Source organism: Psychrobacter sp. P11G3 (assembly GCF_001435845.1).
GTDB lineage: Bacteria > Pseudomonadota > Gammaproteobacteria > Pseudomonadales > Moraxellaceae > Psychrobacter.
Map to the genome: position 1 here is coordinate 1677930 of NZ_CM003596.1, position 18448 is coordinate 1696377.

Genomic DNA, 18448 nt, shown 5'->3' on the forward strand with positions numbered 1-18448 from the left:
CACTTATTCACTTTGGCCTTAGGGTCTAGACGATGATGTTTCCTAAGTTAATTTGTTATTAACTTGGTAGATATTCTTGACTCCAGCTATCGCTCACATAACCGCTAGCGATACTTGCCTCAATTTCTATTTCACTGTAACCAAGATCTCGCATGATTTGGCGAGTTGATCTCCCAAATTTCTCAGGTCGAGAGAGTGCGTACACGATACTATTCGATGGACGAATAGCATAAGGATCAAGTTGTGTCACTTTATGACCACTTGGATGATCTTCATAAATTGAAAACGAATAACTACCATGATCAGTACCTGGTGTACCATCTGCTATACGGCTGTATTCAGCACGTAACGCATTAATATCTGCACAGACGACAGCCGCAATATCGGCAGCTTGTAGACGTTCTACCCAGTCATGAGCAGGCGCTTTTTGAAAAATATTAGACAAGAATGCTGCACGTTCACTTTTATCTAGCTCACTGAAACCTTGTAAGTCTTCAACGTTTTCGAAGTTTTTTACATCGACTTCATATGCGTTTAATAATAAGTAATTCCCTGAAGACGTATAGTAAAAGCGCGTCAACTCATCATGGCCATTGGTTTCGCGACCGGATGGCTCATTAAATAACCCACGTTTTTCAAAGTCATAACAATAAGGGATTTGCAACAACGCGCTATTGGCGACTAGTGATGTACGGCCACGTCCAATACGCCCGGTACGGTATTTTTGATATAGCGCTACGCCAATGCTCATTGCACCGCCAAAACCACACATGACATCAATGGTACCTACGTGAGCATGCTCTTCAGGCGTATCCATAGCACCACCGCAACGTAGCATGATGCCAGTAGATGCTTGCACCACATCATCGTATCCTATGAAATCACTACATGGACCTTTGCGAACACCACTAAAGCAATCCAGCTTGCAGAAAATGGCTTCTGGATTTAAGGCCTTTAACCCTTCAGTATCTAGCCCCATTTTCTGAATTTGCGTATCGGTCGCATTCCAAACAATGACATCAACGGAACGAACCAATTTCTCAAACAGCTCTCGGCCTTCACCTTTGCCGATATCAGCAAGGATAGAGCGTTTACCAGTCATTTGAGACATGCCATAAATGACAGTATTCCAGCTATCGTACAATGGAGAAGCAGAGTCAAGCTTGATAACTTCAGCACCAAAACGTGCTAGGTAACTTGCTGAATGTGGCCCAGCAATAACATTACAAAGATCAATAACTCGAACACCATCTAACCAACCGTGCTTTTCATTAGTCTCCTTTATTGAAGGCAACTTGGTTTTGAAGCTCTTGAGTTTTTTGAATACCTCGTCAAAAGTAGTAGGCATGGGCGGTTTAGGTTGCAGCATTGACTCCCCACACCCTTCTAACCAAACAATCGGCCCTGGCTGGATCATTTTACCGTAAGTTGGATCGTCAACTTCAATCATGAGGCCTGCAGTTTCTGCATGATCGTCACGAATCCATTCTTGTAACCAACGCTGCGGTGCTCCAGGTATGCCTCGTTTCCCAAAAATCTTTTGCCACTCTTTTGAAGTACGTAGTAAAAAAGCGCCTTTCATTTTTTCAGCAATGTGATCTGCCCAATGTTTTGGCATTGGATAAACCCCAAGCGATGTATCAGATGTCCATTGACTAGAAGGTAAATAAGTGTCTTCTTCTTCAGTCAATCCTTCCGCAAGTAACTCGTCGTATAATCCCAATACTTGTAAACAACGCTTAGCGTGATATTTGTGGCTAGGACATACTACGTAAAACATACGCCCGTCTTTACACATATAGCTACGATAAAAAGGATCTAGCAGTTCTTGCAACTCTTCGTATCCCATGTTCATCGGAATACCTTCAACGCGACGACGTTGAATTTCAACTTCACGCTGAGTCAAATAACGTTCAGGAAGGTTTTCAATCTCTATTGAGTTGTAGCAGAGACCTTCCATGACAGCAGCAGCAAGAGGAACTTCAATAGCATCGCCAAGACCAGTATTTTCACGTGCTTGTAGTGCAAAAACGACTGAGGAACCTGCCAGCATTGCACCATAAGCCGAGGGAAGTGGCAGGGGAGAAAACGATGGGTTGATTCCCATTAGGACACGGTTTAAACCCATGTCAGTAAACACACCTGAGCTCGCTGATACGATGCTTTCATAGGCACGTAGTTCACGACGCTGTTCATCATTCGATGCAAACCCAGGGATGGACAATGTGATCAATTGTGGACGTTCTGCTCGCAGTGCTACCAGATCCAGACCCATCTCTGCCATCTTTCCAGGACGGAAACCTTCGATGACAATGTCACTTTCCAAAATCAATTGTTTAGCCTGTGATAGTCCATCATCCGTCTTAAGATCGAGTCTTAACATCAATTTATTGCGATTTAATACGGCATTAGCGGGACTTTGCCATTTTGGACCTGACGGGGGATCGATATGAACCACGGTTGCGCCTAAGTCACCAAGCATCATACCTACAGCAGGACCTGCGATATATTGGCCAAAATCGATTACCTTGACACCGATGAGTGGCAATTCATGAGTTGCTTGCATAGTCATCCATCCTTAGAATTTTATTATGCTATTACTACGAAAAATTGGAATTATCAGAAATAAAGATTTAGTGAAGAGCGGTACCATAGAGATCAGTAGCTACCAAACTATATAGTCAGAGTGCTCGCTATCTATCCACGTGTGATGTGGGTAAGATGCAAGCACCAGTTTTTGACATACTATTTAATATTTTTGAGAGCAACTGTGAGGTGATGCTCTTGAGAGATAATTGTATTAAGTGGGCATTGAGAATTGCTTCTCGTCTCTCACTGCCGCACTTGGCCAGCGCTGCGTAATAGTTTTACGACGCGTGAAGAAACGTACACCGTCTGGCCCGTACATGGCCAAGTCACCAAACAATGAGCGCTTCCAGCCACCAAAGCTTTGAGACGCGACTGGTACCGGTAGTGGGATATTGACACCAACCATGCCAACTTCGATATTGTCAATAAAGTGACGAGCCGCTTCACCATCTCTGGTATAAATACATGTACCATTACCATATTCATGGTCATTGATGAGCTGTACTGCCTCGCTCATGGTTTGTACACGCATGACTTGCAGTACTGGACCAAAAATCTCGGATTTGTAGCTGTCCATATCTTTGGTAACGTTGTCAATCAGTGTTGGGCCAATAAAGAATCCGTTTTCATAACCTTCTGGTTGAACGTCAGAGCCGTCTGCGACCAATGTTGCGCCTTGATCGGCAGCACTTTTGATATGCTCTACGACTTTAGACTTATGTGCCTTGGTAATAACAGGGCCAAAGTCATTACTTTTCTCTGAATGCACACCAAATTTGAGCGCTTCAATGGCAGGTTTTAGTGCAGCAATCATCTTATCGGCAATTTCATCACCGACTGCTACGGCAACGGATAATGCCATACAGCGTTCGCCTGATGAACCAAAGGCTGCGCCTAGTAATGACGTGACAACGTTATCCAAGTCCGCATCTGGCATCACAATCGCATGGTTTTTGGCACCGCCCAGCGCTTGGCAACGCTTGCCTTGTGCCGCTGCGGTCGTATAGATGTATTCAGCGATAGGGGTCGAGCCAACAAAGCTGACTGCTTTTACATCTGGATGATGCAAGATGGCATCAACAGCTTCTTTACCACCATTGACAACGTTGATAACGCCTTCTGGAAGCCCCGCTTCTTGCAACAACTGAGCGATGAATAGCGTAGAGCTTGGATCACGCTCAGATGGTTTTAGGATAAAAGTGTTACCACAAACGATGGCCATCGGGAACATCCACAGTGGCACCATCGCAGGGAAGTTGAAGGGCGTGATACCAGCGACCACACCTAGCGGATGAAACTCACTCCAAGAGTCGATCTTTGAGCTAACATTACGACTGTGCTCACCTTTTAGTAGCTCAGGTGCAGCGCACGCATATTCTACATTTTCAATACCGCGTTGTAGCTCACCTGCCGCATCGTGAACAATTTTTCCGTGCTCTTCACCGATCAAGCGGCAAATCTCATCGGCATTCTGCTCGAGCAATTCTTTAAATTTGAACATCACGCGCGCGCGTTTTATGGGTGGTGTGTTACTCCACGCTGGGAATGCAGCCTTAGCAGCAGCTACTGCTTCACCGATGGTTTTTTCGCCGCCCAAAGCAACTTTTTTACTCAGTTCGCCCGTTGAGGGGTTGTAAACGTCTTGAGTCTGGCTATCATTATTGACTAAGCTTCCGTTAATAAAATGTCCTATCGTTTGCATGGTTTATATCCTTTAAACATGTGTATGTACTATTGGTGGGTTGATATTTAATAAAGCGATTTCAGCGTTATGAATGGTCTGTACTACTGTCATCCCACAACATGGTGTAGAGCTGAGTCATTTCTTCAAGACTGGGTATGCGAGGGTTATTGTTCGGTGACCCTGACGCAAAGGCTTGCTCGCACATGGTGTTGACGAGCTTGTCAAAATCCGCTTTTTGCACACCAAATTCTGCGAGTGTAGGCACGTGCAACTCTTTGTTTAAGTTTTTGAGAAAATCGATCAAACGGATATTTGCCTCATCATCTGTATCAGCAGAGTCAGTGACGCCTAAGGCGCGTGCGCAGTCAGCATAACGGTCGGGTGCACTTGAGATGCCAAACTCGGTAATTGTTGGTAGTAGCATGGCATTTGATAAGCCATGCGGTACGTGGAAAAAAGCACCGATTGGACGACTCATACCATGCACTAGCGCCACTGAAGAATTGCAAAAAGCAATACCTGCCAAGGTAGAACCTAGCATCATTGCTTCACGGGCTGCCTCGTCTTTTCCATCGTGATAAGCGGTTTGGATATTGGGTCCAATCAAGCGTAGAGCCGCGAGTGCTTGTTGGTCGCTATAAGCGTTACGTTTTGGGCTGATATATGCTTCGATAGCATGGGTCATCGCATCGATACCTGTATCCGCGGTAGTACGCGGCGGTACGCTGAGCGTGAGGCTATAATCAATAATGGCTGCGATAGGCATGAAACCCATACCGACACACAATAATTTTTCATTGTTATCATCATCAGTAATTATGGTGAAACGTGTGACTTCTGATCCTGTTCCAGCAGTAGTTGGTATGGCGATGATAGGCAAGCCAGTTTCATCTACTTGACGAGGAAACTTATAATCACGCATGACCCCATCAAACTTACCCAAGATTGAGATTGCTTTCGCACTATCGATAGGGCTGCCGCCACCTAAAGCAATCAAACCATCATAATCTTGTGATTTGACTTGAGAGACGCCTGCTTTGATAGAGCCTTCAGTGGGTTCGGGTACCGTATCTGAAAACACATCAGCATTGATTTGAGCTTCTTTCAAAATAGCCTGAACGTTATCAACATAGCCCAGTTTGATCATCATTTCGTCAGTGATAATCAGTGGTTTTTTTACCCCTAAGCTAGCTAATATTGCAGGTAGCTTTTTACAGGCATCGCGTCCAATTTCCATCGTCCTTGGGAGCAAGATACTGTGTGACATAGTTATTCATCCTTGAATTAATGACGTCAGATATGAGCTTGGTAAGTGGCTCAATCGTCGTACGGACTATTCACAAAAGTGGATAGTATTTAAATATAAATTTCACATAATGATAAAATTCTTATCGTTATGTAAAAAGTAACAGAATATTTTTATAATAGCAAGACGCAAAAGCGTAAATTTTATCGTTATAATAAATAAATTTATTCGCTGAGAATCAGCTAGAGGTTTAAACTAAATAATGAGTAATACTAAAAAGAAGGGTTCAAGTGTTGAGCGTGTTTTACAAATAGTGGAAGTGCTTGCCCACTCGCAAAGACCAATGAGTGTGAGTGACCTTGCTGAAACTCTAGAAGTTCCGGTGCCGAGTATGTATCGGTTATTAGATCAATTGCAGGATCTTGGATTCGTTCAGTTAGACTTACCAGGGAAGGTAACTTGCGGAAAACGCACGTATAAGCTTGCTATGAACTTATTACAAAATAGTGATTTTAAAAATGAAAGATTGGCCATATTGAATGAGCTGTCAGCAAAAATAGGAGAGACGGTAGGTATTTCGATTTTACAAGACTTAGACGTGGTTTATATCGATCGCGTTATGTCAGATTGGCCGTTGCAAATATTTCTACCGTCGGGTACTCATGTTCCTGTTTGGGCCAGTGCTAGTGGTAAATTATTGTTATCGCAACTATCGAATGAAAAGTGTGGGCGCATCGTTGAGAAAATGTCGTTACACGCATTAACGACTAAAACTCAGACCGATAAAAAACAATTAATGAAAACGATCACGGCAACGCGTGAGACGGGAGTAGGTGTAGATAATGAAGAGTTTATTCCGGGTATGGTAGCGTGTGCAGTCATGATTCCCAATGGGGATCAACAATCGTTTGCCACCGTGTTTACACACGGTCCGACAGTGAGAAAAAGTCTAGAGGAGTTGCTTAGTTATGTACCCCTTATGCAAGAGGCGGCGAATGAGCTGTCTGTTATTTTTAATCAGAACTATGAATAGAGAAGTGGCAAGACAAGATAGTAGGCTAGGGTTTGTTTGTTCTGTAAATGTATAGCAGTAGATGGTTTTGATAATCAATCTTCTATAGCTTGGATACGGTGTCAGGCTTTCTTAGTCTAAGAGTTGTAGTACTCTCACTGGCCTTCCTTGTATCCAAACTATATTGAACCGATTACAGTAGATAGTTATAACTATTGGTTCGCCGTACAACAGACCCTAACAATAACATCACCTAACCTAAGAACATCACTTAATAAAGATACATAATAAAAAAAGGTTGCTAACGCTATATAAAACATAGTGCTAGCAACCTTTTTTTATGGCTATTAGGGGGTGTTTTGAGAAGTAGGATAGTCCATCACTCAGTCTAATACTTCTTGAGGCGAACCCCTCCTAAAAAGTATGCCGCTATTTTGTGGCATTACTTTAACTCATGCTTGATAGACTTTATATCATTTTTCAACTAACTAAGATTTGAAGTAATCTTAACAGCAATTAGAACCATAACAAGGAAGTTTGTATGGCAAAATTACGACCAGTGACTTTTTGGCCTGCATTTATTTGCTTGGTATTAACAGTCGCTTATACAATCATTGATAAACAAAATTTTATCACAGGCACATCAAGTCTAAATAGCATGATCATGGCTAACCTTTCTTGGTTATTCAACCTTAGTGCTTTGTTCATGGTGTTTATCGCAGCGTATGCTTTTTTTGCCCCAATAGGCCGAGTGCGTATTGGTGGCGAAAACGCGTCTCAAATGCTGACACCATTTCGTTGGTTTGCAGTGTCGCTAACGACGGTTATCGCAATGGGCATTCTATTTTGGTCTGTTGCTGAACCAGTACTGCATTATCATGAGCCTCCCGCATATTTAGGAATTATCCCTGAAAGCCCTGAAGCGATGCGCTTTTCGATGTCTACTATTTTTGTACATTGGACGATTACCCCTTACTCGATTTATACGGTTGCCGGTTTAGCATTTGCTCTAGCATTTCATAACCTGAAATTGCCATTTTCGATTGGCTCAATGTTACGTCCAATTTTGGGGCGCTGGGTTGATGGTATTGGTGGTCAAGTGGTTGACGGTTTAGCGTTGTTTGCCGTTGTACTGGGTATGTCTGCAACATTGACTTCTGGGCTGTTGGTGATAAGTGACGGCATGGAATCTGTATTGGGCATTGGGAAAAGTACGACTGGGTATGCAATTATCGCTATCGTTATTATAGGGGCAGCCCTTATATCTGCTGCATCTGGACTGCACCGCGGTATCCAAACGCTTGCTCGAATCAATACTTGGCTCTACTTTGTAGGGGCTCTATTCATATTTGTGGTGGGCCCAACTGCCTTTATCTTATCATTGGGTGTTGAGTCACTAGGGGTTTATCTTTCTGACTTTTTTGCACGCAACCTAGTCACAGGTGCTTCTGGTAATGACCCGTGGCCAGGTTGGTGGACAGTTGCTTTCTTTGCCAGTTGGTTTGCTTGGGCGCCACTAAGCTGTTTGTTTCTTGGAAAAATTGCCCGCGGCTATACCGTCCGTCAGTTCATCATGGTCAATCTATTACTGCCATCTGCTTTCGGATTTGTGTGGTTCAGTGTATTCAGTGGTTCTTCACTGTTCTTTGATACCACCATGGGCGGCATTATGTACCAAGCCTATCAAGATAATGGTTTTGCTTCGGTGATTTATGTGCTGTTCAATCAGTTACCTGGTAGTACTTTACTCAGTGCGCTATTCATATTTGCTTGCTTTATTACCTTTGTGACGGCGGCCGATTCGACGACCGATGCGATTGGCGGTCTATGTATCCAAGGGGTTGATTCAGATAACTTGACGTCTCCTTTATGGGTGAAAACGATTTGGGGCTGTGCCGTAGCCTTTGTCGCCTGGATCAGTGCAAGCTTTATTGGGGTTGATGCCATCAAGATGTTGTTCAATTTGTCTGGTGTACCCGGTATGTTGATTGTATTAGGTGCAGGATTTTCATTTTTAAAGTTAGCCCGTAGGGTTGAGATTAATGGGGGTATTGTTGAGCTAGAACCAACATCATCAACTGAGGTAAGGAAAACTAATGAGCCTTCACGCTCAATAACGTAAGCAGAGTGGCAATAAAAACACGTTCAAAAATGCGGTAACCATACTATCTAGTAGAACTATATCTACGATTACCTTTAAGGATCAAATATGCAATACGTCAAACTCGGACAGTCTGGACTAAAAGTATCTCGCCTTTGTCTTGGTACCATGAACATGGGTTCAAAAGAATGGAAACCTTGGATCTTTAATGAAAAAGAAAGTGAGCCGATTATTGCACATGCGCTCGATATGGGTATTAACTTCATCGATTTAGCCGATTTTTACTCTCTCGGCGCTGGTGAAGAAGTCGTATGTAACGTATTGCGCCGTATCGCTCGTAGAGATGACTTAGTTATCACTACCAAAGTAGGATATGCCATGAGCAATGACATTAATGCACAAGGGCATTCACGAAAAAATATTTTCAATGCTATTGATAACTCATTAAAGCGTATGGGCACGGATTATGTAGATATCTATATGCTGCACTACTTTGATACTGAAACCCCAGTGGAAGAAACTATGGCAGCACTGAACGACATCGTATTAGCAGGTAAGGCACGATATATCGGTGTTTCAACTATGTACACTTGGCAGCTGGCCAAAATACTACAAGTTTGCGATAAAAATGGTTGGGCACGTCCAATTAACATGCAGTTGCAATTGAACTGTGCGTATAGAGAAGAAGAGCGAGAAATGATTCCTTTCTGTATGGATCAGGGCATTGGTGTGTCGGTTTTCAGTCCTTTAGCGCGTGGTATTTTAACCAGTGATTTGCAATCAACTCGCAATCAGACGGACTTCTTTACTGCAGAGATGTACAACGATCAGGCTTCTAAAGATATCGCACATTCAGTGGCCAAAATTGCCAATGCGCGTGGCTGTTTACCTGCACAAGTAGCACAGGCTTGGGTTTTAAATAAACCTGAAGTGTCTTCTATGTTGGTTGGAGCCGACACAGTGGCGCAGTTTAATAGCGCAGTAGCCGCCGTTGAAATGAAGCTTACTGTTGAAGAGATATACGAGCTTGAGCGTAACTATACACCTTGCGACCTGATAAACGACTATACGTCAGGCAAGCGCATTCCACGTGTTGCTCGCCCAGAAAAATTAACTTTTATGGATAAAGCAAGTTAAATACTTTGGACCTCAAAAGTATGGAAAGAGCAGACGACTAATCAGTCTTTAGTAGTAGATATATCGTTTGACTCTCCAAACTGACAATTGCAATCAGGCAAGGATAGCTAAAAATGTCGGAGTATCAGTATCGCGTTGAAGAAGATTCGATTGGTTGTCTCGAGGTCCCAATCAATGCTTTATATGGCGTACAAACACAGAGGGCCATACGGTTATATCCCTTAAATGGTGAGAAACCTTTGTCGGCTTATCCTGAATTGTTACAGGGGTTGCTAAAGGTCAAAAAACTGGCGGCTTTAATCAATATAGAAACAAAAGAAATCGACGCTGAGATGGGTCAAGCTATTGTGGCTACTGTTGACTATCTACTTGAAAAAATGCCCGTGGAGCAATTTCAGGTGCATTCTTTTCATGGCGGCGGCGGCGTTTCTAGCAATATGAATCTAAATGAGGTTATTGCTAACGTCGCGAACCACGATACCTTCAATCAGCCGCTTGGCAGTTATTACCCCATACATCCCAATGATCATGTCAATCTCAACAACTCGACAAGTGATGTTTTGAACACTGCTTGTCATTTAGCAGTGATTGATAAGAGAAAAGAATTAACGGGGACATTGCAAGGGTTGATTGACACTTTTGAGGTGCAAGCTGATAAGTGGAAAGAGGTGTTAAAGCTTTCTCGTACATGCTTGCAAGACGCGGTCGATATTAGTTTCGCCGATATGTTTGGTGGTTATCGTGCGCAGCTTAAGCGTCAAAAGCAACGGTTAGACAATAGTATCGATGAGCTTTACAAGATTAATTTGGGTGGCAATATTATTGGCCGCAAAGGAGATTGCTCTGATGCGTTTTTTGACAAAATAATCGGCAATATAAATGAGATGGAAGCATCAGATCGTTTTATGCACACCGATAATTTTTTTGATGCATCTCAAAGTTATGATGATTTAGCGAAAGTGGCTGCTGATTTAGATCAACTTGCAAGAGCACTGTTACGCATTGCGAAAGATTTTCGGCTGATGGCATCAGGGCCAGAGACAGGTTTTGGTGAGATTATACTACCTGCTGTGCAACCTGGTTCTTCAGCCATGCCAGGAAAAATAAATCCAACTATCCCTGAATACTTGGTGCAGTGTGCTATGCAAGCTTGTGGGCATTGTTATGCGGTTCAGATGACGCAAGACCACGGTGAGTTAGACTATAGTCCTTGGCAGTCTATTATCATTAGTAACTTGCTCGATGCAATGTCAGTACTGACCAGTGGCATGCAGGCGTTTGATCAGCATTGTCTGTCTGGTATGGCGCCAGATATAAAGCGTAATAACGCTAACGTCAACACGCTTATCCCCACACTGATGCGTCTTAAAAAAACCCATGGTTATTCATTTACCGCACGTGTCTACAAAGAAACAGGCGGAGACCTAGAAAAGATTAGAGCGTATTTAGAAAAATAAAATACGATCAGAAGGATGAGTTTTTTGCACAACACTATGCGCTAATGTCAATTGCGACTCAACCAGTGTTCCTTCAGACTCATTAGTAATCGTGAAGATAGCAGCGAAAATGCTCTCTATCATGAAAAACCACGTTATAACGGAAAGTCACTTAAATAAAACATGGAGCATCACATGAATTCTAACGAAAATATTCCTTTATCTTGGGCTTATAACTGGCTCACCAGTCCTAAACGTCAGTACATTAATGGTGAATGGGTCGATGGTGCAAGCGATGAAAAGTGGGTCGTCACCAACCCTGCAAATCGTGAAGCACTATGCAGTTTTGAGATAGCTGATGCAGATCAGGTTGAATACACAGCGTCTATGGCTAACCAGTGTTATGAGTCGGGCGTATGGGCAAAAATTAGCCGCCCACAGCGCGCCAATATGCTGCGTCAGATAGCCCAGTTGATTCGCGATAACACAGAAAAGTTATCAGTACTGGAGTCTTTACCTAATGGTAAGCTGTTTTCTGAGTCTATGGTAGATGATATTCCGACTTGTGCTGATATTTTTGAATACTACGCTGGCTGGACGGATAAATTTTATGGCGAAACTTCACCTGTTGAAGATGGTTTTTTAAACTATACGATAAAAGAGCCAATAGGGGTTTGCGCACTGATAGCACCGTGGAACTTTCCTTTATATCAGACCAGCTTAAAGTTAGCCGCCGCTTTATCTATGGGTAATCCTGTCATCATCAAGCCATCAGAATATACCCCATTAACGAGCATTTTTTTGGTAGAACTGATCGATGAGCATCTAGATTTTCCTAAAGGTGTGATCAACATGCTATTAACCAATGGCGAAATGGCAAATCAACTTACCTTGAGCGACAACGTACACAAAGTTTCTTTCACAGGTAGTACTGACGTTGGCCGTAAAATCGTACAGAACTCAGGACTGTCTAATCTTAAGTCTGCCACTTTAGAGCTGGGTGGTAAGTCACCTTGTATCTTCTTTGAAGATACACCAGACCTAGATGGTGCGATTGACCGTGCCTTTACTGTCATGTTCTCCCATAAAGGTGAGAAGTGTTCAGAGCCGACTCGCTTTTTGATTCATGACAGTCTTTATGACCAAGTGGTTGATAAGTTAATCGTAAAGGCTAATGCTGTGAGGTGTGGCAATCAGTTTGATGAGACAGTCACTCAAGGGCCACAATGTAACGAAGCACAGTTCAATAAAATTTTAGAATACATAGAAATCGGTAAAAAAGAAGCCAAGCTTGTCGCTGGTGGTTATGCAGATACCGAGGGCGACAATGCCAAAGGGTATTTCATTCGACCTACTATTTTCTCTGAAGTTAGCCAAGACTCACGCATTGCACAAGAAGAAATTTTTGGTCCTGTACTGTGCTGTACTCGATTCCATACGACCAAAGAAGCGGTAGAGATGGCCAATGCTACTGCTTATGGGTTAGCTGCAGGTCTGTATACCAGTGACGTGTCTCGCGCTCATCGTGTGGCAGAGCAGATTGATGCAGGTATGTTATTTATTAACCGTTACGGCTGTTATGGACTTGCTGCACCGTTTGGTGGTTTCCGCCAGAGTGGTTGGGGTAAAGAAATGGCCATTCATTCGTTGTCTTCTTACACCAAAACTAAAGGTGTGTGGGTGTACTTTGGTGACGGTTAGTCGGTAAGCGTTAGTAATTATCAGTTCCGCAGCTGTGCTGTGGGACGCACTCCTCTAAAATAGTTTTGTTTTAAGGCCTGATATATTCAGGCCTTTTTGTGCTTAATAGTTGATTAATATTCAACATCCTATACTAATAATATTTGAAACTGGTACTAGTAAACAGCAAGTGGTTGGTATATTTGGGAATAGCCGTTTTTGAGAAAGTAGAGTAATATCGCTATTTCATAATGAAACACAATGAGCTGAAGACTGCTAAGTTTTTATGCTTAGACATCATTAAACTCTCAATATAGCTTTGCTTAAGGTCACTTTATGCGTTCATTGCCCGCACTGACATCGTTACGTGTTTTTGAAACAGCAGGAAAATGCCTGAGCTTTACTAAGGCCGCCAGTCAGCTGAATGTCACTCAAAGCGCCGTAAGCAGACAAATTAAACACTTAGAGGACTATCTAGGCGTTCCTCTGTTCGTGCGTCGTCATCATCGATTGGAGCTAACAGCAGCCGGTCAACAGCTATTAAGCAAGCTTGAGCAGTCTTTTAATCTGATGGAAACGGCCGTTCAAGAGTTAAGAGACCCCAATCAACGTCAAAAACTCACGTTATTATTCCCGCCAACATTTGCGACTCGCTGGCTTGCGCCAAGACTTGCTGATTTTCATATTCATTCTCCTGAATTACAGCTATCTATCCACAATAATGACAGTGAACATAATATTTTTGACTGCCATATACGTTTTGGACGTACTGCTCGGCCCAATCACTACAGTGAATTGATTATGCTAGAGCAACACGTGGCCGTATGCGCGCCTAATTTACTAGAGCAAGCTCAGCAGCTAAACGGCAATTTATTACACATAATTCATGAAGGGCAGCGGCTACCAGTATGGGAAAACTGGTTACAAGCAGCGGGTTTGACAGGAGGGGTTAACGTCGATGGCGGCATGGAGTTCAGTACCTTAGATCAGGTCAGCAATGCTGCTATTAATGGTGCAGGATTTGCTATTGTAGATAAGAGAATGATCAGTCATGAGCTCAAAATGGGTACGTTGGTACCTTTTAGTCAGGTTGAAGTGAGTGGCCCTTATGGTTACTGGCTTGATATCAAAGCTGAACGCCAAGGGCTTGCTAAAGTTGTCCGCTTTACAGAGTGGCTCAGGCAAGTCAGTCCTGATTAATTATATTCATTTTAATAGTGGATATTATAAGTTAGACAATCCTAGCTGATAGCTGTCTCGCTGCCTGAACCATGTTTTTTGAGTAGTTACGCGCATCTTGTGGATTCAATGTTTTACCGACAATTCCAGCACTAATCGCCGCGACGGCCTCATTACGTAGATTGAGAATAGGCGTGGCAATACTGCTGACTTGACTGCCAACCTCATCATGAGTGACGGCATATCCCAATCTTCTGGTTCGTTCTAAATCTTCCTGTATTTGTTCCATACTGTCTTGAAGAGAGGGATTCAACTTCAGCTCTGCTTGGAAATAACTTGCCTGAAATTCAAGTGATCGCATTGCCAAAATCGTTTTACCTGATGCTGAGAGGTGCAATGGCATCGTCTGACCCACGTAAATATTGAAAGAACCACTGAGTGACGACTCAACTTTGGAAACAACGACGATTTTATTACCAATAGGAACACAGAGACAAATTGATTTATGGATTTCATTCTTTAAAATTTCAGCAATAGGATAAAAAAATGGAATAATATTCTGTTTGTTATAGATAGTTGATGCAATTTGGAATATTTTTGAACCAATGCAGTAGGATTTATTTCGGCTAGGATCTGGTGCTACCATCTGATGCTCAAGCATCGTATTAAGTATACGATGACCACTTGCAATGGCAATGCCGGTTTCTTTACAAATTTCGGAAAGTGTTAAAGGATAAGCTGCAGATGCCAACAAATCCAAAATCATCATCGTACTATCTACTGCTGGTGCTTTAGATTTTTCTTTGTTCTGCATGTCTTCATCGACCTTTTTTTCATATATAAAAAATACTGATGTGCTTTGCCGTTATAAACAGCTTAGTAAAATTGCTTTTTGCTAAATATTCTTTGCTCAGTCTGTTCTAAGCCTGATTCTTCTAGGGCATAATAAGCGTATATTTATATTGAATGCAAGCTGCTCCTGAGCGTTCTTTCTCACAATTGGAATTTGTCATTAACGAGTGTTCATCTTACATAAGTATAGATACAACTAACTTTGTATTTAGCCAAGCAACAATAGGCATTGAAAAAATCCTAGTAAAACTATCTGATTGAAAATAGAAACATCCTAGCCTGTATGATGCTAAGCCTTTATAGGTGCTAAATCGAGATATCTATCTTTTATTCTAAATCGTTGGTCATTTTCTAACACCTATACCTTTATCACTATCAGCCAATATTCGTATGCTTAGATCTATTAAGTAGGTCGTTTTGCGCTTAAATAAATGAGCCACTTTACATTATTTAACACCTCTATCAAGGCCTAACTACACCACATTAGTGTGTAACAGATTATGACTGCCTTCTATAAATTTAATACTTATCTTTTGAAATATCCTCTTTGTTTAAATGAGGTTATTGCTTGGGTATAACCCTATATATTACATAAAATTCTATATATGGAAATATTATTTTAAATATGAAAAAATTATTGACAATTAATTAGAGTGAATCTAGGATGGTTCTAACAACAACTAGGACGTTTTTGACGACAAAAGGATCATAGTCATGAGAATAGAACAAAACTTTATCAACAATGAATTTGTAAGCTCAGCAAACCTTTCTACTATTTCTGTTTATAACCCTACCAACGAAGAACTCATTGCACACGTTCCTTCAACGACCTCAGAAGAGGCAATCAATGCTGTATCGATTGCAGCGGAGGCTCAAAAAGCTTGGCGAATACTGACAAGCGTTGAACGAGCAGCACATTTACACAAATTAGCTGATAGCTTGCTAAAGCATAAGCATCTCATTGGAAGCGCTTTGGCTGAGGAATCAGGTAAAAGCCTCGAAGATGCGACCAATGAAGCAGTGTATGCATCTGATATCACTCGTTACCATGCAGAATGGGCACGTCGTATTGAAGGCGAAATCATTCCTAGTGATACACCGTCGGAAAACCTGTTATTACAGAGAGAGCCAATAGGGGTCGTTAGCTGTCTTATTCCTTTTAATTATCCTGTCTACACTCTGCTGCGTAAGATTGCTCCAGCATTGATAACGGGTAATACGGTTGTCGTGCGTCCAAGTAACAACACACCTTGTTCAGCATTTGCTATTGCTAAAGCCGTGCAAGACGCAGGTCTGCCGAAAGGGGTTGTCAATATCTTGACCATGGATCACGCTACTGCAGAAATTTTATGCACACACTCCAAAGTTGGCATGATTACACTAACAGGTAGTGTGGGTGCAGGACGTAAAGTGCTTGAATACTCACAAGTGAACATTGCTAAGTCTTCTTTGGAGCTTGGAGGGAAGACGCCTGCTATCGTTGAACCAGATGCCGATCTTGAAAAAGCAGCAATGGAAATTGTTGCCTCCAAAACAACCAATTGTGGTCAGCTGTGTACAGCGGTTGAGCGCGTTTATGTTCATGAAGATATTTATGAGAAATTTGTTGCGTTACTTCGCAAACACATGAGTGAACAACAATTTGGTGATCGTTCTATAAATCCTAGTTTCATGGGGCCATTGGTTAATGACAATGCTCGCTTAAACATTCATCAAATGGTAGAGCGCGCTATTGATGATGGTGCAACGTTGGAAGTGGGTGGTTATATTCCTGAAGGTATAGGCCATTTTTACCCACCCACACTCTTAACCAATTGCCGCCAAGATATGGAGATTGTTCAAGAAGAAATCTTTGGGCCTGTTTTACCTGTATTGAAATACAGCAATTCTGATGAAGCGCTTGCTCTTGCAAATGACCACCAATTCGGTCTTGCCTCTGTTGTTTATACTGAAAAATATCGTACAGCAATGAAGATTGCTAACAATATTGAAGCTGGTGAAGTATATATCAACCGCACACCTGCTGATCCTTATCAAGGATTTCATGCAGGCTGGAAGCGTTCTGGGTTGGGAGGTGACGATGGTAAGCACGGGATGCTTGAGTACACCCAAACACGCCTCGTAGTTTTAAACTACTGATTTATTATCAGCCACAATTCAGCCATAAATGTCTGGCGAGGTAATAAAAACCATGAATACACTCACTCCACAATCTAAACCCGTATCTGTGTCTATAAACCAGAGCAATAATCTTAAGCGTTACTTCCAATTTGCTCTATTGCTGTTGGCAGCTGGTGCAATTTACCCTTTACTTTACCTGCGCCAAAACTTTGAAACGTCAATTTTAGAAGCCTTTCAAATTACTACAACTGACTTAGGTAATTACTATTCGATGCTAGGAATCGTCTATTTCCTTGCTTATGTCCCTAGTGGTTGGCTAGCAGATAAAATATCTCCTCGTATTTTAATAGCTTTTTCAATGGCTTTAACAGGTGGGCTGGGATTATGGTTCGCCTCCATACCTTCTAAAGAAGTATTACCCTATATCTTTATAGCTTGGGGTATTGGGGCAGGTCTAACTTTTTGGGCCTCCATGCTAAAGGGCGTAAAAATGCTGGCTCGCCCAGATGAGCAAGGCCGTTTTTTTGGTATTCTCGATGGAGGCCGTGGCCTTGTTGAAGCGGTTCTTGCGACTATTGCCATTAGCATATTTGCCTATGTTGTTGAGTCTCAAGGGCAAAGCAATACAGTTGCCTTAAAACAAATTATCTATATGTACTCTTTCGTATGTATTGGGCTTGCAATACTGACATTCTTGTTTGTGCGTACTGACAAGTTAGTCGATGATCCTAAAGACAAAAAAAGTGGTAGCGGTAATCTATTTATAGACTTAAAAACGTTACTCTCTATTCCTGAATTATGGATGGTCGCTGTTGTCATTTTTTGTGGCTATCAACTCTTTTGGGCAACATATTCTTTTTCTGCATTTATGCAAGAAGGCTATGAAATAACGGCAGTCACCGCAGGCTTTATCACAGTTGCTAAGCTTTGGATGCGTCCTATTGGTGGCATTGGTGCAGGGTTTCTTGGTGATAAATATGGCAAAGAAAATATTCTAGCGATAGCATTGATGGGTGCTTCTCTTGGTTTGATCAGTATGATTGCATTCCCTAACTTGAGCTCAATTTACTTGTTGCTGGCTGTCGTATTATTTATAGGGGTATTGACCTATGCCATTCGAGGCTTGTATTGGGCAATACTTGATGACTGCAATATCCCATTACATGTGACAGGACTTGCAATCGGTATTATCTCGCTGATTGCTTATACGCCAGATATATTCTTACCGCAAATCTACAGTTTTATCGCTGATCGCTATGAAGGAATGTCTGTCTATAATCTCTATTTTGGCTACATCGCAAGCATGGGTTTAATTGGTACGGTTGCCATATTGAAACTGAAAAAAATGACTGCTAAGAAAAAAGCTTTGTAACTAAATCTAAGCCACATCTATTCAAAAAATAATTGCTAC

General features: G+C 42.1%; 12 protein-coding genes. 8 read left to right on the forward strand and 4 right to left on the reverse strand.

The genetic code is table 11. The annotated features are described in order from the left end of the window. Positions 1-58: 58 nt before the first annotated feature. The 3 genes from AK824_RS06860 to AK824_RS06870 all read right to left on the reverse strand — a co-directional run bounded on the left by AK824_RS06860 (position 59) and on the right by AK824_RS06870 (position 5540). Entirely contained in the window at positions 59-2566 is a 2508-nt protein-coding gene (locus tag AK824_RS06860; protein WP_197411791.1) for a CoA transferase, read from the reverse strand. A 234-nt stretch (positions 2567-2800) separates the two neighbouring features. Further along, positions 2801-4291 carry a CoA-acylating methylmalonate-semialdehyde dehydrogenase gene (locus AK824_RS06865; RefSeq protein ID WP_057760124.1) on the reverse strand — a complete coding sequence of 497 codons (1491 nt, stop codon included), beginning with the start codon at positions 4289-4291 and terminating at the stop codon, positions 2801-2803. A 67-nt stretch (positions 4292-4358) separates the two neighbouring features. Continuing rightward, complete coding sequence (locus tag AK824_RS06870; protein WP_057760126.1) at positions 4359-5540, reverse strand: iron-containing alcohol dehydrogenase; 1182 nt, start codon at positions 5538-5540, stop codon at positions 4359-4361. Between the two features lie 241 nt (positions 5541-5781). On the opposite strand from AK824_RS06870, the gene AK824_RS06875 reads away from it, so the two are divergent. From AK824_RS06875 to AK824_RS06900, 6 genes are all read left to right on the forward strand, one after another. Continuing rightward, positions 5782-6552, forward strand: a complete 771-nt coding sequence (locus AK824_RS06875) for an IclR family transcriptional regulator (protein WP_057760128.1) — start codon at positions 5782-5784, stop codon at positions 6550-6552. 520 nt (positions 6553-7072) lie between these two features. Then, entirely contained in the window at positions 7073-8653 is a 1581-nt protein-coding gene (locus tag AK824_RS06880; protein ID WP_057760130.1) for a BCCT family transporter, read from the forward strand. Positions 8654-8740: 87 nt separating this feature from the next. After that, positions 8741-9769, forward strand: a complete 1029-nt coding sequence (locus tag AK824_RS06885; protein WP_057760131.1) for an aldo/keto reductase — start codon at positions 8741-8743, stop codon at positions 9767-9769. Positions 9770-9882: 113 nt separating this feature from the next. Continuing rightward, entirely contained in the window at positions 9883-11226 is a 1344-nt protein-coding gene (locus tag AK824_RS06890) for a lyase family protein (protein WP_057760133.1), read from the forward strand. 174 nt (positions 11227-11400) lie between these two features. Then, positions 11401-12906 (forward strand): aldehyde dehydrogenase family protein, encoded by a 1506-nt coding sequence (locus tag AK824_RS06895; protein ID WP_057760135.1) that lies wholly within the window; start codon positions 11401-11403, stop codon positions 12904-12906. A gap of 315 nt (positions 12907-13221) precedes the next feature. Next, positions 13222-14085 (forward strand): LysR family transcriptional regulator, encoded by an 864-nt coding sequence (locus tag AK824_RS06900; RefSeq protein ID WP_057760137.1) that lies wholly within the window; start codon positions 13222-13224, stop codon positions 14083-14085. 31 nt (positions 14086-14116) lie between these two features. Here AK824_RS06900 and AK824_RS06905 read toward each other — a convergent pair whose 3' ends face one another. Beyond that, positions 14117-14878, reverse strand: coding sequence for an IclR family transcriptional regulator (locus AK824_RS06905; protein WP_057760139.1), 762 nt, complete (start codon positions 14876-14878; stop codon positions 14117-14119). 752 nt (positions 14879-15630) lie between these two features. Between AK824_RS06905 and aldA the strand changes: the two genes are divergently transcribed. Both aldA and AK824_RS06915 read left to right on the forward strand, forming a co-directional pair. After that, positions 15631-17055: an aldehyde dehydrogenase gene (aldA, locus tag AK824_RS06910; protein ID WP_057760141.1), complete on the forward strand. Its 1425-nt coding sequence runs from the start codon at positions 15631-15633 to the stop codon at positions 17053-17055. 52 nt (positions 17056-17107) lie between these two features. Further along, positions 17108-18409 (forward strand): MFS transporter, encoded by a 1302-nt coding sequence (locus AK824_RS06915; protein ID WP_057760143.1) that lies wholly within the window; start codon positions 17108-17110, stop codon positions 18407-18409. Positions 18410-18448: the final 39 nt, after the last annotated feature.